The sequence below is a fragment of the Streptomyces coelicoflavus genome, assembly GCF_003112555.1.
GTDB lineage: Bacteria > Actinomycetota > Actinomycetes > Streptomycetales > Streptomycetaceae > Streptomyces > Streptomyces coelicoflavus.
Genome location: NZ_BEWB01000006.1, coordinates 213662 through 238100, shown reverse-complemented (window position 1 = coordinate 238100; position 24439 = coordinate 213662). Strand labels below are relative to the sequence as shown.

The 24439-nt window shown below is 72.0% G+C and carries 22 protein-coding genes; 9 read left to right on the top strand and 13 right to left on the bottom strand.

The genetic code is table 11. The features are described from left to right. Positions 1 to 65 precede the first annotated feature (65 nt). From Sco07f_RS16000 to Sco07f_RS15990, 3 genes are all read right to left on the bottom strand, one after another. Positions 66 to 2870 (bottom strand): serine/threonine kinase C-terminal domain-containing protein, encoded by a 2805-nt coding sequence (locus Sco07f_RS16000; protein ID WP_108988204.1) that lies wholly within the window; start codon positions 2868 to 2870, stop codon positions 66 to 68. Between the two features lie 185 nt (positions 2871 to 3055). After that, positions 3056 to 5134: a serine/threonine-protein kinase gene (locus tag Sco07f_RS15995; RefSeq protein ID WP_108988203.1), complete on the bottom strand. Its 2079-nt coding sequence runs from the start codon at positions 5132 to 5134 to the stop codon at positions 3056 to 3058. A gap of 114 nt (positions 5135 to 5248) precedes the next feature. After that, positions 5249 to 6955 carry a glycerol-3-phosphate dehydrogenase/oxidase gene (locus Sco07f_RS15990; RefSeq protein WP_054099508.1) on the bottom strand — a complete coding sequence of 569 codons (1707 nt, stop codon included), beginning with the start codon at positions 6953 to 6955 and terminating at the stop codon, positions 5249 to 5251. Positions 6956 to 7291: 336 nt separating this feature from the next. Between Sco07f_RS15990 and Sco07f_RS15985 the strand changes: the two genes are divergently transcribed. Continuing rightward, positions 7292 to 8509, top strand: a complete 1218-nt coding sequence (locus tag Sco07f_RS15985; RefSeq protein WP_108988202.1) for a nucleotide sugar dehydrogenase — start codon at positions 7292 to 7294, stop codon at positions 8507 to 8509. Positions 8510 to 8634: 125 nt separating this feature from the next. Here Sco07f_RS15985 and Sco07f_RS15980 read toward each other — a convergent pair whose 3' ends face one another. The 4 genes from Sco07f_RS15980 to Sco07f_RS15965 form a co-directional block, all read right to left on the bottom strand. Beyond that, positions 8635 to 9759, bottom strand: a complete 1125-nt coding sequence (locus Sco07f_RS15980; protein WP_007444036.1) for a GuaB3 family IMP dehydrogenase-related protein — start codon at positions 9757 to 9759, stop codon at positions 8635 to 8637. A 124-nt stretch (positions 9760 to 9883) separates the two neighbouring features. Further along, complete coding sequence (guaB, locus tag Sco07f_RS15975) at positions 9884 to 11389, bottom strand: IMP dehydrogenase (RefSeq protein ID WP_054099506.1); 1506 nt, start codon at positions 11387 to 11389, stop codon at positions 9884 to 9886. Positions 11390 to 11516: 127 nt separating this feature from the next. Then, entirely contained in the window at positions 11517 to 12104 is a 588-nt protein-coding gene (locus Sco07f_RS15970) for a sigma-70 family RNA polymerase sigma factor (protein WP_007444033.1), read from the bottom strand. Between the two features lie 287 nt (positions 12105 to 12391). After that, positions 12392 to 13003, bottom strand: coding sequence for a response regulator transcription factor (locus Sco07f_RS15965; protein ID WP_003948568.1), 612 nt, complete (start codon positions 13001 to 13003; stop codon positions 12392 to 12394). Between the two features lie 381 nt (positions 13004 to 13384). Between Sco07f_RS15965 and Sco07f_RS15960 the strand changes: the two genes are divergently transcribed. Further along, positions 13385 to 13723 (top strand): WhiB family transcriptional regulator, encoded by a 339-nt coding sequence (locus Sco07f_RS15960; protein ID WP_007444023.1) that lies wholly within the window; start codon positions 13385 to 13387, stop codon positions 13721 to 13723. Between the two features lie 47 nt (positions 13724 to 13770). Here the strand turns inward: Sco07f_RS15960 and Sco07f_RS15955 are convergent, their stop codons facing one another. Then, positions 13771 to 14685, bottom strand: coding sequence for a LysR family transcriptional regulator (locus Sco07f_RS15955; protein ID WP_108988201.1), 915 nt, complete (start codon positions 14683 to 14685; stop codon positions 13771 to 13773). 95 nt (positions 14686 to 14780) lie between these two features. On the opposite strand from Sco07f_RS15955, the gene Sco07f_RS15950 reads away from it, so the two are divergent. The 4 genes from Sco07f_RS15950 to Sco07f_RS15940 all read left to right on the top strand — a co-directional run bounded on the left by Sco07f_RS15950 (position 14781) and on the right by Sco07f_RS15940 (position 17168). Next, positions 14781 to 15449, top strand: a complete 669-nt coding sequence (locus Sco07f_RS15950; protein ID WP_174855373.1) for an MOSC domain-containing protein — start codon at positions 14781 to 14783, stop codon at positions 15447 to 15449. An 84-nt stretch (positions 15450 to 15533) separates the two neighbouring features. Beyond that, complete coding sequence (locus tag Sco07f_RS15945) at positions 15534 to 16307, top strand: SDR family NAD(P)-dependent oxidoreductase (protein WP_108988200.1); 774 nt, start codon at positions 15534 to 15536, stop codon at positions 16305 to 16307. A gap of 88 nt (positions 16308 to 16395) precedes the next feature. Further along, on the top strand, positions 16396 to 16527 hold the full coding sequence (locus Sco07f_RS41090) for a hypothetical protein (RefSeq protein ID WP_280524564.1): 132 nt from the start codon (positions 16396 to 16398) through the stop codon (positions 16525 to 16527). Further along, entirely contained in the window at positions 16524 to 17168 is a 645-nt protein-coding gene (locus Sco07f_RS15940) for a LysE family translocator (RefSeq protein ID WP_108988199.1), read from the top strand. The genes Sco07f_RS41090 and Sco07f_RS15940 overlap by 4 nt, the downstream gene beginning before the upstream one ends. Before the next feature lie 375 nt (positions 17169 to 17543). Here Sco07f_RS15940 and Sco07f_RS15935 read toward each other — a convergent pair whose 3' ends face one another. Further along, the gene (locus Sco07f_RS15935) at positions 17544 to 17993 is read right to left on the bottom strand and encodes a hypothetical protein (protein ID WP_007444030.1); all 450 of its coding nucleotides are present in this window, start codon (positions 17991 to 17993) and stop codon (positions 17544 to 17546) included. Positions 17994 to 18240: 247 nt separating this feature from the next. On the opposite strand from Sco07f_RS15935, the gene Sco07f_RS15930 reads away from it, so the two are divergent. Then, positions 18241 to 19212, top strand: a complete 972-nt coding sequence (locus Sco07f_RS15930) for a hypothetical protein (protein ID WP_108988198.1) — start codon at positions 18241 to 18243, stop codon at positions 19210 to 19212. A 30-nt stretch (positions 19213 to 19242) separates the two neighbouring features. On the opposite strand, the gene Sco07f_RS15925 is transcribed toward Sco07f_RS15930, so the two are convergent. Continuing rightward, positions 19243 to 19479, bottom strand: a complete 237-nt coding sequence (locus Sco07f_RS15925) for a hypothetical protein (protein WP_108988197.1) — start codon at positions 19477 to 19479, stop codon at positions 19243 to 19245. 581 nt (positions 19480 to 20060) lie between these two features. Between Sco07f_RS15925 and Sco07f_RS15920 the strand changes: the two genes are divergently transcribed. After that, positions 20061 to 21008 carry a hypothetical protein gene (locus tag Sco07f_RS15920; RefSeq protein WP_244942061.1) on the top strand — a complete coding sequence of 316 codons (948 nt, stop codon included), beginning with the start codon at positions 20061 to 20063 and terminating at the stop codon, positions 21006 to 21008. A 155-nt stretch (positions 21009 to 21163) separates the two neighbouring features. Beyond that, positions 21164 to 21409 carry a hypothetical protein gene (locus Sco07f_RS15915; protein WP_369695775.1) on the top strand — a complete coding sequence of 82 codons (246 nt, stop codon included), beginning with the start codon at positions 21164 to 21166 and terminating at the stop codon, positions 21407 to 21409. Positions 21410 to 21800: 391 nt separating this feature from the next. On the opposite strand, the gene Sco07f_RS15910 is transcribed toward Sco07f_RS15915, so the two are convergent. The 3 genes from Sco07f_RS15910 to groES all read right to left on the bottom strand — a co-directional run bounded on the left by Sco07f_RS15910 (position 21801) and on the right by groES (position 24372). After that, on the bottom strand, positions 21801 to 22112 hold the full coding sequence (locus Sco07f_RS15910; RefSeq protein ID WP_108988195.1) for a cold-shock protein: 312 nt from the start codon (positions 22110 to 22112) through the stop codon (positions 21801 to 21803). Between the two features lie 181 nt (positions 22113 to 22293). Beyond that, a complete protein-coding gene (gene groL / locus Sco07f_RS15905; RefSeq protein WP_007444025.1) occupies positions 22294 to 23919 on the bottom strand; it encodes a chaperonin GroEL in 1626 nt (541 codons plus the stop codon). A gap of 144 nt (positions 23920 to 24063) precedes the next feature. Further along, positions 24064 to 24372: a co-chaperone GroES gene (groES, locus tag Sco07f_RS15900; RefSeq protein ID WP_003974211.1), complete on the bottom strand. Its 309-nt coding sequence runs from the start codon at positions 24370 to 24372 to the stop codon at positions 24064 to 24066. Between the last annotated feature and the right edge of the window lie 67 nt (positions 24373 to 24439).

The following is a 24439-nucleotide window of genomic DNA, read 5'->3' as shown; positions in this document are numbered from 1 at the left end:
TGGAAACAGCTCTGTGACGGTTGTCGCTTTCCGTGACGGGAGGCAACCATCGGGCCGAACTGCCGTCAGCGCGTGTACTGGTAGGTGGCCGAAGCCTGTTCGAACAGCCGGCTCACCTCGTCACGCTCCGCCTCCGGACCGCGGACCTGCACCACGTGGTAACGCCCGTCGATCAGCATGGCGACATTGCGCACGTACAGCTCGCCGCCCGCGCCGCTCCAGGTGAACTGCCCCTCCGCCATGGTCCGTCCGCCGACCTCGATGGTCTTCAGACCGCTGGAGGTGGCCCAGCTGGAGGCACGGTACGACGCCAACTCGGGTTCGCTGTCGCGCTGGTAGGTCATCGGGTCGTCGCCGAACTCGGAGGCGCGGTCGCGGCCGGGTACGACGAGGAGCTCGAAGTCGCCCTTGCCGTAGACGACCTGGCCGCTGCCGTTGCGCGGGGTGCGGTTCCAGCCCTCGGCCACCGCTACGCGGAAGCCCTCCGGGTCCTTGCGCAGGGTGAACCCCTCGGCGATGTTGGACTGCGTCTCGGTGCCGCCCGCCGTCCGCGAGGCTTCGGGTTCGGGCTTCGGGGACGTCCGGTCCGGCCGGGGCTCGTCACCGGCCTCCGGAGACCGCGCGGGCGGCGCCTGGCTCGCGTCGCCGGCGGCGCCGGTCCGGTCGGCGCCCGTGTCGCCCTTGGGCATGAAGAACATGGCGTAGGCGACCGCGCCGGCCAGCGCCAGCAGTATCAGCAGGAGCAGGGTCCGACCGAGGCTGCGGGGGGAGCGGCCGGTCTCCTGCCTGCCGCGCTTGTGCCGTCCGTGGTGCGCGGGCAGTGCGGCGCGCCGCCTGCGCACCAGCTCGCCGCGGCGGCGGACTATGGGCAGCCGGCCGGTCTCGACGGGCGGCGGCGCGGAGATGACGTGCAGACCGGCCTCGGGCTCGGGCGCGGACCGTACGAGGGAACGCAGCCAGCCGCTCAGTTCCTCGAACTCGATGCGCTCGGTGGGGTCCTGACGCAGCAGCGACTCCACGACCGGCCGCAGCGGCCCGCACTCCTCGGCGAACGCGGGCGGCTCCGCGCACACGATCTGCACCAGTTCGGCCGTCGACTCCTCCGGGTAGGGCGCGTGGCCCTGTACGGCGCGGAAGAGCAGGGCGCCCAGGGCCCACAGGTCGGTCGCGGGGCCGATGGGCGCGGCCAGCTGCCAGTTCTCGTGCACGGGCCCGGCCTGTTCCGGCGCCCAGCGCTCGGTCACGGGGCCGACCACGGCCATCCGCGTCTGCCGGGCCCGCTCGGCGGCGAGCGCGGTGGCCGGACCGCGCGGCGCGGGGGTGCGGGCGACCAGGTCGTCCCAGCGGGCGGCGGGCGCGGATCCGCCGCCCGGCGGCGGGGCGGTCGGCCCGGAGACGGCCTCGTGCGGCGGGGCGTCGGGCCCGGGCGCGGCCTCCTGCGGCCGCGCGGCGGTCCCGGCGGCGGTCTCGCCGCACGCGGCGCCTGCCCCTGGCGTACCCTCCTGGCGCGCGGCGGGCAGCGCCGTCCCGGCCGCCGGTTCACCGGCGGGACGGGGGGCGGGGAAGGACGGGTCCCCCGTGCGACGGGCGGCGGAGGACGCCTGGTCGTCGAGGGTGCGGGGGGTGGCGGCGTGCCAGGAGGTGGTGCGTACGCCGTAGGGGTCGGCGATCTGCCCGGGAGGGACCTGCGCGCCGGACGACGCGGTGTCGTCGGGGCCGCCGTCGCCCCCTGGACCCCTGGACACGGCATCGGTCCCGGCGGCCTGCTCCCCCACTCCCGCACCGGCGCCGTGGGCGGTCCCCGCCCCACCGGCTTCGATGCCCTGCGGAGAACGGCCGTCGTCACCGTCGTACGCACCGCCGGGCCCGGGACCGGTGGTCCACGCGGTGGTGTCCGGGGCGGGGCGGGCGCCCGGCAGGGCGGCGCGGCCGTTCTGGGCCTCCTGGACGCGCGCCGCGGCCCTGGCCCCCGCACGGTAGGCGGCGATCGCACCCGCGCGAGCGGCACGGGCGTCCCCGCCGGCCTCGAGCGCCGCGGGCGCGAGCCCGGCGGGGGATCCGCCCGGCCCGGGGGCCCCGGGCGCCGGAAGCCCGCCGACGCCCCGTGCCTCGATGGCGGCCCGCCGGGCGGCCTCGGGGTCGGCGTCGCCCGGTCCGAAGACCGCGGCCCGCGTGACACCGCCGCCGGGGCCGAAGGTGCCGTTCGGGTCCACGGCGGGGCCCGGCTCCTCGTCCGGGGGCGGGGGCACCGGGTCGTAACCGCACAGCGCCTCCTCCGCCGCCCCGACCGCCAGGCCGGTCAGCACGACCCGCCCGTCGTCGCAGACGAGCACGGTGCGCGCGGTGATGTTGCGGTGCACCCAGCCGTACGTGTGCAGCACCCGCAGCGCCAGCAGGACGTCGGAGGCCACCTCGGCCGCCCGGTACGGCGTCAGGCTCTGTTCGGCGAGCAGCGCGGCCAGCGGCCTCGCGGCCACCAGTTCGCTGACGATCCACAGCGAACCGCCCTCGGCGAAGACGTCGAAGACCTGGTCCAGACGCGGATGGTCGGGCACCGCCGCCGCGGCTTGGGCGGCCTCCACGGCGCGCCGGACCACGGGGTCGGCCGGCCGCCTGGTTCCGCCGCCGGCGGCCGGTGTCCGCCTGCCGGGGCGCCGGGCGCCGCCGTCCCGGGCCGTGAAGCCGTCGGGCAGGCCGTCCGCGTCGAGCACCTCGGCCTCGACGACTTCGGGCAATGGCACCTGGCGGACCAGGACCTCCTGACCGCTGTAGGTGTCGAAGGCGCGGCTCTCGGTGAGTTCGTACTCGTCGGACGGCGGCAGCGGCAGGCGGTAGCGGTCGGCGAGCACCCGTCCCGCGTAGTCGTCCACGTCGCCACCCCCGGCAGCCGTCGGTCAATTCCGTTCGTCCGGCGGGCCGTTCCGGCTGCGTACGGTCCGCAAGCACTCACGATACGTGCCGGAGGCAACCCGCAATGAGCTGATGCCAGATCTCGGGCGGCTCAAACCCGGGCCGGGACCGGCGGGCCGGGGCCCGGGACGTCGGCCCCGGCCGCTCAGGACTTCGGTTCGAAGGTCTTCGACAGGGTCCGCCAGGTGTCCCGGCGCAGATCGTCGCCCCAGTCGGCGGCCTTCGCGGTGTACATGAGCGCGTAGCCCTGGTGGTCGTTGACGACGAACCCCCGGTCCACGGTGCGGTACTTGGTGCCGCCGTCGGTGTAGGTGAACTCCCAGTCGGCCGCGTTCCAGCCCCGGTAGCCCACCTTCTCTATGCGGATCTTCTTGTAGTTCGAGCGGACCATGTACTGCTCCTGGTTCTTCCAGTCCGCGACCGGGTCGCCCTTGGGCGTGGAGGTCCAGGCGACCAGCAGCTTCTGTCCGCGGGGCCCGGTGAACCGGTCGCCGGCGGAGCCCTTGGAGGCGAACTTCCAGCCCTCGGGCAGTCCGATGCGGTACCCCTGGCCGCCCTGGTGGGTGACGGCCACGCCCTCGTCGTCGTCGGACTTCCCGGCGTCGTCCGACTCGCTGCCGCCCTTGTCGCCGGCCTCGCCGGACGCGTTCGTTCCGGTGTCCGGGGCGCCGTTCGCGTCCCCGTTCGCCGCCGGGTCGGAGGCGGAGCCGTCGGTGCCGGTGCCGCTCCCCTCGTCCTGCTTGGTGTCGCCGCTCGCGCCGGCGGATGCGACGGTCTTGCCGCCGTCGCCGCCCGCGGCGCCCTTGTCGTCGTCGCCCCCGCCGAGCGTGAGGGCCAGTACGGTGCCGAGCACGGCCAGCGCCACGACCACCGCGATGACGATCAGCGTCCGGCGCGGCACCACATCGGTGAGCGGCGCCCGCGGCACCGACCGGGCCGGCAGGTCCGGCGGCGGTACGACCGGCCAGCCGGAACTCTTCGCGCCCCCGGCGGCATCCGGCGCGCCGGCCCCCGGGCCGGCCGCACCGCCGACGGCACCGGCGCGCGTACCGGTACCGGGACCCGTCCGCGGCGCCGGCGGGGCAGCGGTCGCGCCCGCCGCACCCGCGGAAGCCGTTCGGCCCGCGGCACCCGCCTGAGTCCCGACGCCGTCGCCCGGCCTGGTCCGCGAGGAGGCCGCGGCACCGGCCGCACCGGCCCCGACGGCGGCCTTGCGCACGGAACGCAGCGCTCCGCGAAGCTTCTCCCCGGCCTCCTCGGCCCGCTTGGCACCCGTGCCGGCGGCACCGCCGCGCCGCCCGCGCCCGTCCGGCTGCGGGGGCAGCGGCACGACCTTGGTGGCGTCCACCGGCTCGGCCCCGGCGGCCTGCTCCGGGGCGTGAACGACCCTGTTGAGCATCGCGCGGGCGCCCGCGTCGTCGAGCCGCTGGTCGGGGTCCTTGGTGAGCAGCCCGTAGATGACATCCCGCAGCGGGCCGGCGTTCTTCGGTTCCTCCAGGTTCTCCGTCATCACCGCGGTGAGCGTCGCGATGGCCGAGCCCCGGTCGTAGGGCGGGGTGCCCTCGACGGCGGCGTACAGGAGCCCTCCCAGCGACCAGAGGTCGGCGGCCGGGCCGGGCTTGTGGCCGCGGGCACGCTCGGGGGAGATGTAGGAGGGGGCGCCGACGAGCATGCCGGTGGAGGTGATGGAGGGGTCGCCCTCGACCTGGGCGATGCCGAAGTCGGTGAGCACGACCCGGCCGTCCTCGGCGATCAGGACGTTCGACGGCTTCACGTCGCGGTGCAGGATGCCCTCGCGGTGCGCCGAGCGCAGCACGTCCAGGACGGCCAGGCCGACCTCGGCGGCGCGCTTCGGCTCCAGCAGTCCGTCCTCACGGATGGCCTCGGCGAGCGACTTGCCCTCGACGAGTTCCATCACGATCCACGGCCGGTCGTCCTCCTCGACCACGTCGTAGACCGTGACGGCGCTGTTGTTGCGGATCCGCGCGATCGCCTTCGCCTCGCGCAGCGTGCGCGTGATCAGGCGCCGCTTCTCCTCCTCGTCGATGTTCCCCGGGAACCGCAGCTCCTTGACGGCGACCGTGCGTCCGAGGGTCTCGTCCTCCGCCCGCCACACCGTCCCCATGCCGCCGCGGCCGAGCACGTCTCCCAGCCGGTACCGCCCGGCGAGGAGACGTGCGCTCTTGTCCGTACGGGATGTCCCCGCCCGCTCCGCCTCCGACATGCGTCCCCTCATGCAACCCGCCCTGACAGAGCCTTCATTGTCCCTCACCCGACAAGTGCTCTACGCCCAGGGGGCCCGCAGGGTTCCCTCCCCGCCCTCCTCGGGGTGGGTGTTCTACCGCGCCGCGATGTCCGGCGCCCCCAGCCTGGCCGCGTCGGCCGTCAGGTCGTCCGGCTGGCGCTGCGACTCTCGCTCGGCCTCGACCCGCTTCTCGTAGTGCTGGACCTCCCGTTCGACCTGGCCCTTGTCCCAGCCGAGCACCGGCGCCATCAGCTCGGCGGCCTCGCGGGCACAGCGCGTGCCCCGGTCGAAGGTCTCGATGGAGATGCGGGTGCGCCGGGTGAGTACGTCGTCCAGGTGCCGCGCGCCCTCGTGCGAGGCGGCGTAGACGACTTCGGCGCGCAGGTAGTCGTCGGCGCCGGTGAGGGGCTCGCCCAGGGAAGGGTCGGCGGTGACGAGTTCGAGCAGTTCCTCCGTCAACGCGCCGTAACGGTTCAGCAGATGCTCGACGCGTACGACGTGCAGTCCGGTGCGCGCGGCGATCCGGGCCCGCGCGTTCCACAGTGCGTGGTAGCCCTCGGCGCCGAGCAGCGGGGTCTCCTCCGTGACACAGTCGGCGACCCGGAGGTCGAGCCCGTGCACCGCCTCGTCCACGGCGTCCTTGGCCATCACCCGGTACGTCGTGTACTTGCCGCCCGCGACCACGACCAGGCCGGGCACCGGGTGGGCGACGGTGTGCTCGCGCGACAGCTTGCTGGTGGCGTCCGACTCGCCGGCCAGCAGCGGGCGCAGCCCGGCGTACACGCCCTCGACGTCGTCGCGGGTGAGGGGCACGGACAGCACGGAGTTGACGTGTTCCAGCAGGTAGTCGATGTCGGCGCTGGAGGCGGCCGGATGGGCCTTGTCCAGGTCCCAGTCGGTGTCCGTGGTGCCGATGATCCAGTGCCGGCCCCAGGGGATGACGAACAGCACGGACTTCTCGGTGCGCAGGATCAGACCGGTGCTGGAGTGGATGCGGTCCTTGGGCACGACCAGGTGGATGCCCTTGGAGGCCCGCACGTGGAACTGGCCGCGCTCGCCCACCATCGCCTGGGTGTCGTCGGTCCACACCCCGGTCGCGTTCACCACCTGCTTGGCGCGGACCTCGTACTCGCCGCCCGCCTCGACGTCCTGGACCCGCGCGCCGACCACCCGTTCGCCCTCGCGCAGGAAGGAGGTGACCCGGGCGCGGTTGGCGACCTTGGCGCCGTACGCCGCAGCGGTGCGCACCAGCGTGGCCACGAAGCGGGCGTCGTCCATCTGGGCGTCGTAGTACTGGAGCGCGCCGACCAGCGCGTCCTTCTTCAGCGCGGGTGCCACGCGCAGGGCGTGACGGCGGCTCAGGTGCCGGTGCAGGGGCAGGCCCCGGCCGTGGCCGCGGGCCATGGACATGGCGTCGTAGAGCGCGACGCCGGAGCCCGCGTACAGCCGCTCCCAGCCCTTGTGCTGGAGCGGGTACAGGAACGGCACCGGCTTCACCAAGTGCGGCGCCAGCCGTTCGAGCAGCAGCCCGCGCTCCTTCAGCGCCTCCCGCACGAGTACGAAGTCGAGCATCTCCAGATAGCGCAGGCCGCCGTGGATCAGCTTGCTGGACCTGCTGGAGGTGCCGGAGGCCCAGTCCCGGGCCTCGACGAGGCCGACGGACAGGCCGCGCGTCACCGCGTCGAGCGCGGTGCCGGCACCGACCACGCCCGCGCCCACCACCAGGACGTCGAGCTCGCGCTCGGCCATGGCGGCGAGCGACTCGGCGCGCTGCTCCGGCCCAAGGGTCGCTGTCCTCACTGCTGCCTCCCGCTGTCGGTCGCGTCGGCCGCACCCGTCGGGCGAGCCCGGTTCCTGGTACCCACCATGCCCAGATTCTGACCTTCCTGCCCGACTTCGGCAGCCGCGGGCCCGAACCTGTGGACAAGCCCGGGACCCGATGGACCCCAGCCTGTGGACAACCTCCCCACGGACCCGTACCGGCAGGCACCGCGCCGTCGACACTCGCCGAAACTCCGCAGATCAATCCCACAAATCGGTCATATTTACTCCTAGTCTGACGTTGTGCTCGCCCATCCTGTCCACCGGGCTTGCGCACCTGTCCCGCTTCGGCTACTGGGAAGGACGGCCCACGCCATGCCCGCAGATCTCGCCGTCATCGGACTCGGCCCGTACGGCCTGCCGCTGGCCCAGGCCGCCGTCGCCGCCGGCATCCCCACCCTCGGCTACCGCACCGGCCCCGAGGCCGACCCGCTCACGCCCGCCGAGGTGCGCCGGATGCTCGCCACGGGCTTCCGCACCCCGACCGGACCGACCGGACCGGCCGAGCTGGGCCGGGTCCGCACCGCCGTCATCTGCGCGCCCACCCCGCCGGGCGCGGACGGCGGCCTGGACCTCACCCAGGTGGAGGCCGCGGCCCGCACCCTCGCCGCCCACATGCGCCCGCACACCACCGTCATCCTGGAGTCGCCGGTGCGGCCCGGCACGACGGAGGACTTCCTGCGCCCGCTCCTGGAGCAGGGCTCGGGGCTGCGCGCCGGCCGGGACTTCCACCTCGCCTACTCCCCCAGCCGCGTGGACCCCGGCAACCGCGACTTCACCCCGGCCAACACGCCGAAGGTCATCGGCGGCCTCACCCCCGCCTGCACCGAGTCGGCCGCCGCCTTCTACAGCCGCCTCACCGACAAGGTGGTCCGCGCGCGGGGCCCGCGGGAGGCGGAGACGGTGCAGCTCCTGGAGACCAACTTCCGGCACGTGAACATCGCCCTGGTCAACGAGATGGCCGTGCTCTGCGACGACCTCGGCGTCGACCTGTGGGACGTCCTGCGCTGCGCGGAGACCAAACCCTTCGGCTTCCAGGCCTTCCGCCCCGGCCCCGGCGTCGGCGGACACTCCGTCGCCCAGGACCTCACCGGCCGGGCCCCGCACAGCCTGCGCATGGTGGAGCTGGCCCAGCAGGTCAACTCGCAGATGCCCCGCTACGTCGTCCAGCGCGCCGCCGCCCTCCTCAACGAGCACGGCAAGTCCGCGCGCGGCGCCCGCGTCCTCCTCCTCGGCGTCACCTACAAGGCCGACCTCGCCGACCAGCAGGCCACCCCGGCCGAGGAGATCGCGACCCGCCTGATGTCCATGGGCGCCGCCGTGAGCTACCACGACCCGCACATCCCGTCCTGGAACGTCGCCGACCGCCCCGTCCCCCGCGCCGACTCCCTCTACGAGGCCGCCGCCGACGCCGACCTCACGATCCTGCTCCAGCAGCACCGCACGTACGACCTCCAGGGCCTGTCGGTCAAGGCCCAGCTCCTCCTGGACACGCGGGGGGCCACACCGACGGGGGCGGCGCACCGGTTGTGAGGCGGGGGCGCACGGGGGTGACCGTGCCACGGAGCTGGTGGTGGGAGGCCCCCTCAAGGGCCTCCGAGCACGCGAAAGGGGCCGGCCACCCATCGGGTGACCGGCCCCTTCACCTGCCGTAGCGACTACCGCCGGTGCTGCGAGTCCGCGACCGTCACCTCGACGCGCTGGAACTCCTTCAGCTCGCTGTAGCCGGTGGTGGCCATGGCGCGGCGCAGGGCGCCGAAGAAGTTCATCGAGCCGTCGGGGGTGCGGGACGGGCCGGTGAGGACCTCCTCGATGGTGCCGACCGTGCCGAGGTCGACCTTCTGGCCGCGCGGCAGCTCCTCGTTGACGGCCTCCATGCCCCAGTGGTGGCCCTTGCCCGGCGCGTCGGTCGCGCGGGCCAGCGGGGAGCCCATCATCACGGAGTCGGCGCCGCAGGCGATGGCCTTGGGCAGGTCGCCGGACCAGCCGACGCCGCCGTCGGCGATGACGTGGACGTAGCGGCCGCCGGACTCGTCCATGTAGTCCCGGCGGGCGGCGGCCACGTCGGCGACCGCGGTGGCCATGGGCACCTGGATGCCCAGCACGTTGCGCGTGGTGTGGGCGGCGCCGCCGCCGAAGCCGACGAGGACGCCCGCGGCGCCGGTGCGCATCAGGTGCAGGGCGGCGGTGTAGGTGGCGCAGCCGCCGACGATCACCGGGACGTCGAGTTCGTAGATGAACTGCTTCAGGTTGAGCGGCTCGTGCGAGCCGGAGACGTGCTCCGCGGAGACGGTGGTGCCGCGGATGACGAAGATGTCGACGCCCGCGTCCACGACGGCCTTGGAGAACTGGGCGGTGCGCTGCGGGGAGAGCGCGGCGGCGGTGACGACGCCCGAGTCGCGCACCTCCTTGATGCGCTGCCCGATCAGCTCCTCCTTGATGGGGGCGGAGTAGATCTCCTGGAGGCGGCGGGTCGCGGTCTCCGCGTCGAGGCCGACGACCTCGTCGAGCAGCGGCTGCGGGTCCTCGTGCCGGGTCCAGAGCCCTTCCAGGTTGAGGACGCCGAGGCCGCCCAGCTCGCCGATGCGGATGGCGGTGGCCGGGGAGACGACCGAGTCCATGGGAGCGGCCAGGAACGGCAGCTCGAAGCGGTAGGCGTCGATCTGCCAGGCGATCGAGACCTCCTTCGGGTCCCGCGTACGGCGGCTGGGGACGACGGCGATGTCGTCGAAGGCGTACGCCCGGCGGCCGCGCTTGCCGCGCCCGATCTCGATCTCAGTCACGTCTGTGGCCTTTCCCTGATGCGTTGCAGCGCCTTCCAGTATCCCCGACGGGCTCGCCGGGGCACCGCAGAGGGCGGCCCCGGATGCTCCGGAGCCGCCCTCGGGAGGCTGCTGCCTGCTGTGCTTACTTGCTGCGGCTGTAGTTCGGCGCCTCGACCGTCATCTGGATGTCGTGCGGGTGGCTCTCCTTGAGGCCCGCGGAGGTGATCCGGACGAAGCGGCCCTTGGACTCCATCTCCTCGATGGTGGCCGCGCCCACGTAGCCCATGGTCTGGCGCAGACCGCCGACGAGCTGGTGCAGGACGTTGGCGAGCGGGCCGCGGTAGGGAACCTGGCCCTCGATGCCCTCGGGCACGAGCTTGTCGTCGGAGGCGACCTCGGCCTGGAAGTACCGGTCCTTCGAGAACGACTTGCCCTGGCCGCGGGACTGCATGGCGCCCAGCGAGCCCATGCCGCGGTACGACTTGAACTGCTTGCCGTTGATGAACTGCAACTCGCCGGGCGACTCCTCGCAGCCCGCCAGCAGGCTGCCCAGCATCACGGTGTCGGCGCCGGCGGCGAGCGCCTTGCCGATGTCGCCGGAGTACTGGAGGCCGCCGTCACCGATGAGGGGCACACCGGCGGCGCGGGCGGCCAGGGAGGCCTCGTAGATCGCGGTGACCTGGGGGACGCCGATGCCGGCGACGACGCGGGTGGTGCAGATGGAGCCGGGGCCGACGCCGACCTTGATGCCGTCGACACCGGCGTCGATCAGGGCCTGGGCGCCGTCGCGGGTGGCGACGTTGCCGCCGACGACGTCGATGCCGACGCTCGACTTGATCTTCGACATCCAGCTCAGCGCGTTGCTGTTGTGGCCGTGCGAGGTGTCGACGACGAGGAAGTCGACCCCGGCCTCGGCGAGGGCCTGGGCGCGGTCGAGGGCCTCGGGGCTGGCACCCACGGCGGCGCCGACGAGCAGGCGGCCCTTGCCGTCCTTGGCGGCGTGCGGGTACTGCTCGGCCTTGACGAAGTCCTTGACCGTGATCAGGCCCTTGAGGACGCCGTCGCCGTCGACCAGCGGAAGCTTCTCGATCTTGTGGCGGCGCAGCAGCTCCATGGCGTCCACGCCGGAGATGCCGACCTGGCCGGTGACCAGCGGCATCGGCGTCATGACCTCGCGCACCTGCCGGGTGCGGTCGGTCTCGAAGGCCATGTCGCGGTTGGTGACGATGCCGAGCAGCTTGCCCGCGCCGTCGGTGACCGGGACGCCGCTGATGCGGAACTTGGCGCACAGGGCGTCGGCCTCGCCGAGGGTGGCGTCCGGGTGGATGGTGATGGGGTTGGCCACCATGCCGGACTCGGAGCGCTTCACCAGGTCGACCTGGTTGGCCTGGTCCTCGATGGACAGGTTGCGGTGGAGGACGCCGACGCCGCCCTGGCGGGCCATGGAGATGGCCATCCGGGACTCGGTCACCTTGTCCATGGCCGCGGAGAGCAGCGGGATGTTGACCCGCACGTTGCGGGAGATGCGGGACGAGGTGTCGACCGCGTTCGGGAGCACCGCGGAGGCGCCCGGCAGCAGCAGCACGTCGTCGTAGGTCAGCCCGAGTGTCGCGAATTTCTCGGGCACTCCGTCGACGTTGGCAGTCATGACACCTTCCCCAAATGGCCTTGATCGGTGCGGATGTCCATGCTAACGGGAAGTGGACGTGGCTCATTCCACGATCAAGCAAGCGTGCGACCTTCGTGCTTTCGCACGAAGAGGGCTCCTGCCCGGACTACTGCTCCGCCAGCGCCCGCAGGCGGCTCAGCGCCCGGTGCTGGGCGACCCGCACGGCCCCCGGTGACATTCCCAACATCTGCCCGGTCTCCTCCGCCGTGAGCCCGACCGCGATGCGCAGCAGGAGCAGCTCGCGCTGGTTCTGCGGCAGGTTGGCCAGCAGTTTCTTGGCCCAGGCGGCGTCGCTGTTGAGCAGCGCCCGCTCCTCGGGGCCCAGGGAGTCGTCCGGCCGCTCGGGCATCTCGTCGGACGGGACGGCCGTCGAACCGGGGTGGCGCATCGCGGCGCGCTGGAGGTCGGCGACCTTGTGGGCGGCGATGGCGAAGACGAACGCCTCGAAGGGGCGCCCGGTGTCCTTGTAGCGGGGCAGCGCGAGCAGCACCGCGACGCAGACCTCCTGGGCGAGGTCCTCGACGAAGTGCCGGGCGTCGCCGGGCAGCCGGGACAGCCGCGTGCGGCAGTAGCGCAGCGCCAGGGGGTGGACATGGGCGAGCAGGTCGTGCGTGGCCTGCTCGTCCCCGTCCACGGCGCGGTGGACGAGCCCACCGACCGACCCCTGGTCCGGGGGCGCCTCGTCGTCACGCATCGGTCCATGGTGCCTTGCGGCCGTCCGATCCGTGGCTCCGTGCCCGTTGTTGTGCACCGAAGCGTTATGAGCAGGTGCGCCGGAACTCATCCCCTGCGCCCTCCCCTTCCGCTCGACCGACTCGTCCCCGAGGAACTCCACACCTCAAGGATGCGTCATCCGCGGCGAAACGAGCAGCGGGCCTCCGGCGGGTCGCCTTGTCACCCCCGCCCACCTCGCGATAAGCGGGGATCGCCACGTCTCCGACGGGCCCTCTGGAACTCCCTCGCACGGGGGCTCCCCAGGGCCTAGCGGACCAGGCCCCACCGGAAGCCGAGCGCCACGGCGTGTGCCCGGTCCGAGGCGCCGAGCTTCTTGAAGAGCCGACGGGCGTGGGTCTTGACGGTGTCCTCGGAGAGGAACAGCTCGCGGCCGATCTCCGCGTTGGAGCGGCCGTGGCTCATGCCCTCCAGGACCTGGATCTCCCGCGCGGTGAGCGTGGGCGCGGCGCCCATCTCGGCCGAGCGCAGCCGGCGCGGGGCGAGCCGCCAGGTCGGGTCGGCGAGGGCCTGGGTCACGGTGGCGCGCAGTTCGGCGCGCGAGGCGTCCTTGTGCAGGTAGCCACGGGCGCCGGCGGCGACCGCGAGGGCCACGCCGTCCAGGTCCTCGGCGACGGTGAGCATGATGATGCGCGCGCCGGGGTCGGCGGACAGCAGCCGCCGGACGGTCTCGACGCCGCCCAGGCCGGGCATGCGCACGTCCATCAGAATCAGGTCCGAGCGGTCGGCTCCCCAGCGGCGGAGGACTTCCTCGCCGTTGGCGGCCGTCGTCACGCGCTCGACGCCGGGCACGGTCGCGACCGCGCGGCGGAGCGCCTCTCGGGCAAGCGGGGAGTCGTCGCAGACGAGGACGGAAGTCATGGCCGTCCTCCGCAGCTCTTGCGCGTCACGTTGAGCCTCCAGGCTGGTACGAAATCGTCACCTGTGCGGTCGACCGTCCCGGACGCCCGCCCGAGCACTTGTTCCTTCAACCGCCTCCGCACTCTCAACGATGGTCACTCGAAAGAGTTACGGGGCTGTGTGTCGTCTTCGGCACTCTACGTGAGGGGGCGGCCACGCAGCAGACATGCGCGTGGGACCCGCGCCGTTTCATCACAACCGGTGCCCCATTTAGCCGCTTTTCTTCCACTTCGCTGGTGTCTGCGGCTAGATTCGCAATGAGTCATATTTTCATCTCCTTAGATCGTAGTTGTACGGTCGTGGACACCGTATCCACCCAGAACGGCTACAAGGGGTCACGCAATGGCAGATTTCTCCCGCCTTCCCGGACCGAACGCGGACCTGTGGGACTGGCAGCTCCTGGCCGCGTGCCGCGGGGTGGACAGCTCGCTCTTCTTCCATCCGGAAGGCGAACGCGGTGCGGCACGGAGCGCTCGCGAGAACTCGGCCAAGGAGGTCTGCATGAGGTGCCCGGTCCGCGCCGAGTGCGCGGCGCACGCGCTGGCGGTGCGTGAGCCGTACGGCGTGTGGGGCGGGCTGACCGAGGACGAACGCGAAGAACTCATGGGACGGGCCCGCAACCGCCTGGTGGCGGCGACGGCCTCGGCGTCGGCCGGCGGGGAGACGGCCGCGCCTCACTGAAGGAACGTTTCTCTGGAAGAACCCCGAAGCAGGGTCCCCCGAAGCGGTCAGCGCGTCGCCGACTGACGCGCCCCCGCACGGGCCAGCTCGTCCAGGGTGGCCGTCACCGCAGGCACCTGCGCCAGGTCGGGCAGTGTGAGCGCGACGATCTCCCGCCGCACGGCCGGCTCCAGCGTGACCGTACGCGCGCCCCGGGGCCGTACGGACTCGACGGCGAGCTGGGGCAGCACGGCCACGCCGAGACCCGCGCCGACCAGGCCGACCACCGCCGGGTAGTCGTCGGTGGCGAAGTCGATGCGGGGGGAGAAACCGGCCCCCTCGCACACCTCGACCAGCTGTCCGCGGCAGCGCGGGCAGCCCGCGATCCAGGACTCCCGGGCCAGCTCCCCGATGCCCACGGCCCCTTCCGTACGGGCGAGCCGGTGCTCCTCGGGGACCAGCGCCACCAGCCGGTCGGTCAGCAGCGGCCGTACGACGAGGTCGTCCCACTCCTCCGCGCCGGCCGCGCCCTCGTAGCGGAAGGCGAGCGCCACGTCGCAGTCGCCCTCGCGCAGCAGCTCGACGGAGTTCGGCGGCTCGGCCTCCTCCAGGGAGACCCGGGTGCCGGGGTGCGCGGCGCGCAGCGCGGCCAGGGCGGTCGGTACGAGGGTGGAGCTGCCGCTGGGGAAGGAGACCAGCCGGACCCGTCCGGCGCGCAGCCCGGCGATCGCGGCGACCTCTTCCTCGGCCGCCGTGAGCCCGGCGATGATCCCGGCGGCGTGCCGCACCAGCGCCTCTCCGGCCTGGGTCAGCCGCATCTCGCGTCCGGTGCGCACGAGCAGGGGGGTGCCGACCGAGGACTCCAGGGCCTTCATCTGCTGGCTGACGGCGGGCTGGGTGCAGCCCAGCTCGCGCCCCGCGGCGGAGAAGGAACCGGTCGATGCCACGGCGCGCAGTACACGGAGATGACGAGCCTCGATCACACCCCCGAGGATAAGCGACCCTTTGACCGAACGCCCAATAACGCGTCGACGCTTTGACCGCGATGACCTACCGTTCTCGCATGCACCTTCCCGCCATGAGGCTCCTGTCCGTCAACCTGGGGCGTGCGACGGCGGTGCCGTACACGGACCAGCCCGAGGGCGTCACCGGCATCGACAAGCGTCCGGCCGACGGCCCCGTCCGGGTGGCGGCGCCCGGCTCCAAGGGCACCGGGGCGAGCGGCCTGGCCGGCGACGCCGTCTGCGACACACGGCACCACGGCGGCACCGACCAGGCGGTGTACGCGATGGCGCGCGAGGACATGGACGCCTGGGGACGCGAACTGGGCCGCGAGCTGCCGAACGGCGCGTTCGGGGAGAACCTCACCACCACGGGCCTGGACCTCACCGGCGCCCTGATCGGCGAGCGCTGGCGGGTCGGCCCGGAACTGCTCCTGGAGGTGACGTCCGGACGCATCCCGTGCCGCACCTTCCAGGGCCACATGGGTGAGCCGCGCTGGGTGAAGCGCTTCATGGAGAAGGGTGCGCCGGGCGCCTACTTCCGCGTCCTCGAGCCCGGTGGAATCCGCGCGGGCGACCCGGTGCGAATCGTGCACCGCCCCTCCCACGAGGTGACGGTGGCCCTGCAGTTCCGCGCCGTGACGACCCAGCGCGAGCTGCTCCCCCGGCTGCTCGCGGCGGGCGACGCGCTGCACCCGGAGGCGCTCGCGACGGCGCGGAAGTACGTGGCGGAGTACGGCGGCTGACGGACGTACGTTGCCGGGTACGACGGCCGGGCGAAGCGGACGTGCCCGGTCCGCACCGGTGATCGCGCACCCTAACCTTGCGCCATGACAACGGCATTGATTACGGGATCGACGGCGGGCCTCGGGGCGGCGTTCGCGCGTCGGCTGGCGGCCGACGGACACGACCTGGTGCTGGTGGCCCGCGACACCAAGCGGCTGCGCGAGCAGGCCACCGAACTGCACGACCGGCACGGCATCGAGGCGGAGGTGCTGACGGCGGACCTGTCGACTGACGCCGGCATCGAGGCGGTGGCCGCCCGTCTGTCGGACCCCAGGAACCCCGTCGACCTGCTGATCAACAATGCCGGTTTCGGCAACAAGGGCCGTTTCCTCGACGTCTCCATGGCCGACGAGCTGACCATGCTCAAGGTGCACTGCGAGGCGGTCCTCCGGCTGACCTCGGCGGCGGTGGCGGGCATGCGGGAGCGCGGCCGCGGCGGCGTCGTCAACGTGGCCTCGGTCGCCGCCTTCGTCCCGCGCGGCACCTACGGCGCCTCCAAGGCGTGGGTCGTGCAGTTCACCCAGGGCGTGGCGAAGGACCTGGCCGGCAGCGGCGTACGGCTGATGGCCCTCGCCCCCGGCTTCGTGCGCACCGAGTTCCACCAGCGCGCCGGCATGGGCACGGACAACATCCCGAACTGGATGTGGCTCGACGCGGACAACGTCGTCGCCGCGGCCCTCACGGACCTCTCCCGCGGCAGGTCCCTGTCGATCCCCGACCCCCGCTACAAGACCCTGATGGGCGCGGCGAAGCTGGTGCCGCGGGGGCTGCTGGGCGGGATCACGTCACGGACGGGGCGGAAGTACGGGCCGCAGTGAGGACGCGGGCCTGTCGGGGGCCTCTCCCGACTGAACCGACGGCTCGGTGTCCTTGCTCCCGCCTAGTATCGACCGCGGGGGTGGAGCAATGATGGAGCACAAGGACTTCATGCACGGTGCCGCGCCGGTGGCGATCGCGGGCTCGGAGACGTTCACCGAGTCCACCGCGCTCGGTCGAGCCGGCGTCACGTACGGGAGCCATGCCGTGGGGGACCTGTGATCAGCCCGGCCGCAGCGGGGGGAGTGGCCCTGGTCGAACTGGGCATGGCCCTGACTCCGGGACCGAACATGATCCACCTCGCCTCTCGGGCGATCACCCAAGGCCGCAGGGCGGGCCTGGTCAGTCTGAGCGGGACCGCTGTGGGATTCCTGTGCTACCTGCTGGCCGCGGCCGCCGGCCTGTCCGCCTTGTTCGCGGCCGTGCCGCTGGCGTACACGGTGGTCAAGCTCGCCGGGGCCGCCTACCTGGCCTACCTGGCCTGGGACATGCTCAGGCCCGGTGGCCGCTCGCCCTTCGCCCCGGCCCGGGACCTGCCTCCCGTCTCCGACGCCCGCCTGTTCTCGATGGGGCTCCTGACCAACCTGCTCAACCCCAAGATCGCTCTCTTGTACGCGGCTCTCCTCCCCCAGTTCATGGATCCGCAGGCGGGCCCGGGCTGGGCGCAGCTGCTCCAGCTCGGTGGGGTGCAGATCGTCGTGGGGGTCTCCGTGAACGCCTTGGTCATGCTGGGCGCGGCACGGGTGTCGGGGTACCTGGCCGCTCGGCCACGCGTGATGACCGCTCAGCGGTTCGCCTCAGGCGGCCTGCTCGGCATCTTCGCGCTGCGCACCGCCCTGTCCCGTACGCCTGTCTCGGCCTGAGCCGGGCCCTCGCGCCGGTTATCGTTCGGCAAACAGTGCCCATAGACAGTACGGGCGCGGCAACGCGCCAGCAGTCTTCCGACAATGGGAGTCTCAGCTCGACTCCGAGGGACGCCGCCACAGGATCGAGGTGTTTCGCTTCGATACGCGTGAGGTGACGGATCCCTTGCGAGACACAGTGCTGGACGCTGGTTGGACTTGGCGGGGAGTGCTCAAGCTCTGACCTTCCCTCACTGAGCGTTTTCAACGAGGCTCGCAGTCTCAGCCCGTCATGACGACTTGAGGTTGGATATCACGGTCTGTGTGCCGACCACCGAGCGGCGCTGGCCCCAGGTGGAGGTACAGCCGACGGCGGCAGCGACGCCCTAATACGTCTCACGGAGCCTCGTTCTGTGCTTCTTCCAATCTGCGCTTCAGCCAGTCCGGGGTGTTTTCCTCAGTGCGTGGGAAGTGCCGCATGTCGTCGAGGTAGCTGGCGGCGTTGATCTGTGGCACGAAGTCGGGCTCGGAGTCGTAGTCGAAGTTCGCCTGATACCGCAGAGAGCTGTCTGCGGTGATCAGCGCAGTGAACCAGGTTCCCTTCTCGAGCTCATGCATGGCATGGCGAAGGTCATCCAGGGCGTCGAAAACCGCGACCGGCGCCGTCCCGACCTCCTTGCTGCCGTCGCGCATGGTGAATTCGAGGTCCGAGTTGCTGAACCCGACCGTGGACCTGTAGGCGTACCTGAGCTCGGACCATCCCTCCGGTGCCCTGCTGACGAGCCCTTGAAGGGCCTCTTGAATACACCGGGACTGTTCGTCCAGTTCCAGCTCAGATTTGGTCATTACCGCACCTGTCTTCAGAGTTGGGGTGCAATCACTAGGATGCGCGTGCGTCAACATGGGCCTTGAGCGGGCAAGTTGCCTCGTGTGAGTGAACGCCGGTCAGCGAAAGCTTTCTTCACTCAACGCAGCCGTACGGACACAATCCGTGCGCTACCGTCCATCTCAGCGTCACCATGCAAAGCAGCCCTCACCGACGGCTTAGGACCCGTCGGCAAGGGCCTCAACCACCAGTGGAAGTGACTCCACCGTGATCTACCGGCACTTTATCGCGCCCCCGCGCGCCTTCACCCAGTTCTCGCACGACCTCATCCGGCATCCCCGGCTCTCCTCCGACGCCGTTCGCCTCCTGACCTGGCAGCTCTCCCTCCCGCCCGGCACCCGGGAATCCCTCTCCCGTACGGCTGAACGCGCCCGCATCGGTGGCTGCGCCTTCACCCGGGCCAAGCGGCAGCTCAAGGACGAGGGATTCGTGCACGAACGGCGGCTCCAGGGGGCCGGTGGGCTCTGGGTCACCCAACAGCTCGTCTCCAACGTGCCCTTGAGCGAGGCCGAAGCGCTCAAGCTGCTCGCCCAGATGCACGCGGGGCCTGCGGGGACGATCACCACCGAGCGCGTCGCACCGCCGCAGCTCGCGCCGGGTCGTCGTTCACCGGCCGTCGGTGAGCCGACCCCTCCGCCCACCGACGGTCATCCACTCCAAAACCATGAGGGAAACACCTCCAACCAACCCCCCAAGCCCCCCGAAGCCGACGCACAAAGCCCGCAGCCGGACGGCGACTCCGAGCCCCACCTCCCCGCAGCCCGCGCCCTCGTCGACACCTTCCCCGCCCTCTCCCCCGACCTGCGGCACATCCCCCGAGCCATGCGTCCCGAGCTGACGAAGCTCACCGCCCGCTGGCTGGCCGCCGGGCACCCGCCCACCGCCGTCCGCACGCACATCCTGCGCGGCCTGCCCGACGACGGCACCCCCGTCCACCGCCCCGGCGGCCTCCTGCGCCACCTGCTCAGCGACGTACCGCCGCCTCCCCCGCCGGCGTCACCCGTACCAGCCCACCGGCTCGTCACCACAACACCAGCGCACCCCGACCAGCAGCAGCAACCCCCAGGCTCGCGCCTCTCCCCCCGCCTCGCAGGCGCCCGCGAGTGCGCCGGCGACCACGTACAGCCGCTGCTCTTCAAGCCCGTGGACGACGAGACCCGCTGCCCACGCTGCCGCTGACGGCAGACGGCAGACGGCAGACGGCAGAGGTCAGCCCGCGGCCCGGGGGACGCCGCCCTTGCGACCCACGCCGAAGGCGATGCGGTAGACGTCCGGCAGGTCGATGCGGCCGTCGCGGCGGCGGCGCATCACGCCCATCCCGATCAGCTCCTCGATCAGCTGCTGCGGGCCCGCCGGGTAGCGGAGACCGGTGCGGACCTTGATGTCGTCCTCGTCCGTACTCGCTGTCGTGGTTGCCCAGGGTGTGGAAGAGCAGGCCGTAGACATGCAGGGGCGGCGCGGGCGAAGTGGTGTTCTTCTGAATTCACCGGCACGGCACGGATCTCAGGGCGCACGTCACCCGGGTGCCCCAGTTCCGGATCCTGGGCGGGGGCGTCACCCGAACGTGTGGTCTAGCCCCGTCTGCCCCTGGCGAGGTGCCGGTGCGACTTAGCGTCGGGTGGCTGCGCCCGCAGCGGGCGGGAGGTCGCAGGTTTCGGCGAGGGAGAGGGCGGCATCACGTGAACGCGGGCACTGGTGACGGAGGCGGACTGTTCGTCGACGGCGCCGACGGGGAGCGTACGGACAGGGTGAGGGCGGGCCGGGGCCTGGGAGCGGTGACCGGCGGGGGGACGGTGATGTTCTCCGATGCTCCAGGCGGTGGGAGTGGGGCTCCGTCGGCGGTATCGATCTCCGGCGGTCCCGGTGCCGTCGAAGTCGCCGAATCCGGGGCCGTCGGGGTCGCCGAATCCGGGGCCGTCTCCGTCCCGCACGCCCGGCCCGCCCCGCGTCCCGGGCCCGGTGGCGCCCCTGCCACGTCCCGGAAGGTGCGGAAGGCGGCACGAGGGGCGAAGGTAGCGCAGCGGATCGTGCCGGACGACCTCCAGCCCGAGGCGCTGCGTGTGGAGCTGACCGAGCTCGGGGACGCGTTCCGCGCCTACCAGCGGCGGCCCGAGCCGGACCTCGCCGACCTCGCTGAACTCCACGACCGCAAGGCCCGCGCCTTCGCCCTGTGGGCCGACGTCACCGGCGACGCGTCCCTGCGGGAGGAGGCGGACCGGGCCGCGACGGCGGCGCGGACGACACGCGAGATGGACGCCAACCGACGCGGCATCCTGCTGGACGGCGAGGGGCCGGTGGTCGAACGGCTGCTGACCCGGGGCCAGGGCGTCCACCTCCGCAACGTGCTCGAGCACGTCCGGGTCGGCTCGCCCCTTCCCCGGGCCGAGGCTCGGCTCGCGGTGCTGATGATCACCATGCGGGCCGCTCGCGCCGGTACCGGGAACGTCACCGGGCAGGACCTCGGCGGCTGGTTGCAGGGCGACGCCGAGCGGGTGCTCCAGGAGCTCGTCGACGTGGGCTGGCTGCTGCTGCCGGAGGACGTCACCGCCGACGACGCGCTGACGTCCCGGCCCGAGGAGCCCACCCAGGTCACGGTGCCCACGCTGATTCCCACGCAGCCCCGCCCGTTCTTCTTCGGCAAAGTCACCCGGGCGCGGCTCTCGGGATGGGCCCAGAAGGTGGTGGGCGACCGGAAACTGCGGAAGAAGAAGGCGGGCGCTGCCACGCGGCTCCTCGCCGTGTACACCGCCGCCCACTGCCGTCCCGACGGGTGTCTGGGAGACGCCGGCGAGGACGGTGGCGGGCTCGCGCTGGACACAGTGGCCTCCTTCTGCGGCCTGCGGCCCGAGGACGTCGCCGAGCACGCCGGACTGCTGATCGCCGCGGGCTGGCTCGCGGAGGAGGTCGACACCGCCGGGGAGCGGCTGCGGGGACGGCTCGCCGAGCGGGTGCTGCCGCTGAGCGGACTGCTGTGACGGTCCTCCGGTGAGACGGCGTCCTCGTGTCGCCGGAGCAGCCCGGCCGCCAACGGTCCGACCGCCCCGACAGCAGCCGGACCGACCGCTACAGGTGCTCGCCGTATGGCCGGAAGGCCTGGCCGGGCAGGCCGCCGGAGCGGGATCTCCGACGCATGACCACCCTTTCCACCGGCGTCGCCTCCTTCCCTGCCGCCGCAGCCTTCACGCTCCGTAACAGCGCCACGTCGCGCGGCGCCCGTCTGGCCCGGCGGCTCGCCTCGTACCAATTGGACCGCTGGGGGTGGCCGTACCGCACACCGGTGCATGACGCGGTGGAACTGATCGTGAGTGAGCTGGCGGGCAACGCCGTCACCCACGGCCGGGTACCGGGCACGACTCGGAGCTGCGGGCCTTCCTGACCGGGCCTTCGTGGCGAGCGGCGGTGGCGGACGCCGAGGCGGGACTCACCCTGCCCGAGGTGGCCCTCGGGCGGTCCGCGGCCTGAAGCCGAAGCTTGGCTCCCCCCGTTACGGGGAGGTTCGCCAGGGCATCGCCCCGTAACGCGAACAGACGCCTGTTCAGGTCGTCCGCACGCTCAAGGTGCGCGGCCGTGACAGCCGTCAGCCGGTTCTCCGTACCTGTTCGTGTGCGGAGAACCGGCTCACGCGTCAGGAGTCGTAGGCGATGTCGAGATCGCTTGCGTAGGCAGTGGCTTCCGCGGCGGCGGATGCCTCGCCCCGTGCCCCGACGGACTTGCTGATTCCGTCGAACAGCGAGTATCGGACCGATTCGGCTGCAGCCGACGCCCGGTCAGGAGTCGAAGTCGATGTCCAGACCGGACGCGTAGCCCGGCCCGTCCGCTTCGTCCGGACGGTGGTGCGTGGCCGTCTTCGGCCGGACCCACACGGCGCGCCAGTGATACTCGTCCTGCTCGGTCCACTCGGCCGAGAACACGACACGCTGGCCTGCGCTCAGTTCGCGAAAGCCCTCGGCATCGATCACCGAGAAGTGCGCCCAGACCCGCTCCGGAAGGGCGTCGGACGCGAGCACGCCCCAGCCCTCTTCGCTGTGCCACTCCAGCACACGGCCGGTGAACACGTCGCCGGGCGGGAGCTCTGGCATTGCTTCCCCCTTGCTCGTAACGCATCGCCGTTCGGCACACGCTGTGGTCAGTAGCGTTCCACCGAATCGATCATGACGCTAACAGATGCGTCCCCGTGTCCCGCCTACTGGCACATGCACCGGCGGAACGGGAAGGGCCCGGCATCCACCAGGATGCCGGGCCCTTCTACGAGCGAGTCGCTCAGTGGGCGTGGCCGTGGCCGTGGCCCGCGGCGGCCGGCTCTTCCTCTTCCTTCTTCTCGACGACCAGGGTCTCGGTCGTCAGCAGGAGGGAGGCGATGGAGGCGGCGTTCTCCAGGGCGGAGCGGGTGACCTTCACCGGGTCGATGACGCCGGCCTTGACCAGGTCGCCGTACTCGCCGGTGGCGGCGTTGAAGCCCTGGCCCTTGTCGAGCTCGGCGACCTTGGAGGTGATGACGTAGCCCTCCAGGCCGGCGTTCTCGGCGATCCAGCGCAGCGGCTCGACGGCGGCGCGGCGGACGACCGCGACACCGGTGGCCTCGTCGCCGGACTTGCCGAGGTTGCCCTCGAGCACCTTGACGGCGTGGACCAGCGCGGAGCCACCACCGGAGACGATGCCCTCCTCGACCGCGGCGCGGGTCGCGGAGATGGCGTCCTCCAGACGGTGCTTGCGCTCCTTCAGCTCCACCTCGGTGGCGGCGCCGACCTTGATCACGCACACGCCGCCGGCCAGCTTCGCGAGGCGCTCCTGGAGCTTCTCGCGGTCCCAGTCGGAGTCCGTGTTCTCGATCTCGGCCTTGATCTGGGCGATGCGGCCCTGGACCTCGTCGCGCTTGCCGGCACCGTCGACGATCGTGGTGTCGTCCTTGGTGACGGTGATGCGGCGGGCGGTGCCGAGCACCTCGAGGCCGACCTGGTCGAGCTTGAGGCCGACCTCCTCGGAGATGACGGTGGCGCCGGTGAGGACGGCCATGTCCTGGAGCATCGCCTTGCGGCGGTCGCCGAAGCCGGGGGCCTTGACGGCCACCGCGTTGAACGTGCCGCGGATCTTGTTGACGACGAGGGTGGAGAGCGCCTCGCCCTCCAGGTCCTCGGCGATGATCAGCAGCGGCTTGGAGGCGTTGGCCTGGATGACCTTCTCCAGCAGCGGAAGCAGGTCCGCGATGGAGGAGATCTTGCCCTGGTTGATCAGGATGTACGGGTCGTCGAGGACGGCCTCCATGCGCTCCTGGTCCGTCACGAAGTACGGCGACAGGTAGCCCTTGTCGAAGGCCATGCCCTCGGTGAAGTCCAGCTCCAGACCGAAGGTGTTGGACTCCTCGACGGTGATGACACCGTCCTTGCCGACCTTGTCCATCGCCTCGGCGATCAGCTCGCCGACCTGCTGGTCCTGGGCGGACAGCGCGGCCACGGCGGCGATGTCGGACTTCTCGTCGATCGGGCGGGCGGTGGCGAGAAGGTCTTCCGACACGGCGGCGACGGCCGCGTCGATGCCCTTCTTCAGCAGCGCCGGGGAGGCACCCGCGGCGACGTTCTTCAGGCCCTCGCGCACGAGCGCCTGGGCGAGCACGGTGGCGGTGGTGGTGCCGTCACCCGCGATGTCGTTGGTCTTGGTCGCCACCTCCTTCACCAGCTGGGCGCCGAGGTTCTCGTACGGGTCCTCGACCTCGACCTCGCGGGCGATGGTGACGCCGTCGTTGGTGATGGTGGGGGCGCCGAACTTCTTGTCGATGACGACGTTGCGGCCCTTGGGGCCGATCGTCACCTTCACGGTGTCGGCGAGCTTGTTGACGCCGCGCTCGAGGGCGCGACGGGCGTCCTCGTCGAACTTCAGGATCTTCGCCATGGGAGCGTGAGCCCTCTTCCGGAAATCTTGGGGTTATACGGCAACTGCGCCCCCGACGCCCGGCTTTTTATGGTCGCGGGAGCCAGGGGCGCAGCTGGAAAGCAAGGTGCTTCGGTGAAGTGAAGAGCTACTTGAGAGCTGCTTCTACTTCTCGACGATCGCGAGCACGTCGCGGGCCGAGAGGACGAGGTACTCCTCGCCGTTGTACTTCACCTCGGTGCCGCCGTACTTGCTGTAGAGCACGACGTCGCCGACGCTGACGTCGAGCGGAAGGCGGTTGCCGTCCTCGAAGCGGCCCGGGCCGACGGCCAGGACGACGCCCTCCTGGGGCTTCTCCTTGGCGGTGTCCGGAATGACCAGGCCCGAAGCCGTGGTCTGCTCGGCGTCGAGCGGCTGGACCACAATGCGGTCCTCGAGCGGCTTGATGGCAACCTTGGAGCTGGTGGTCGTCACGATCCGACCTCCCCCTTCGGAGATCTCACGGGGTTAACTGTCTGAGGTGGCGACCAGGTCGATCCGT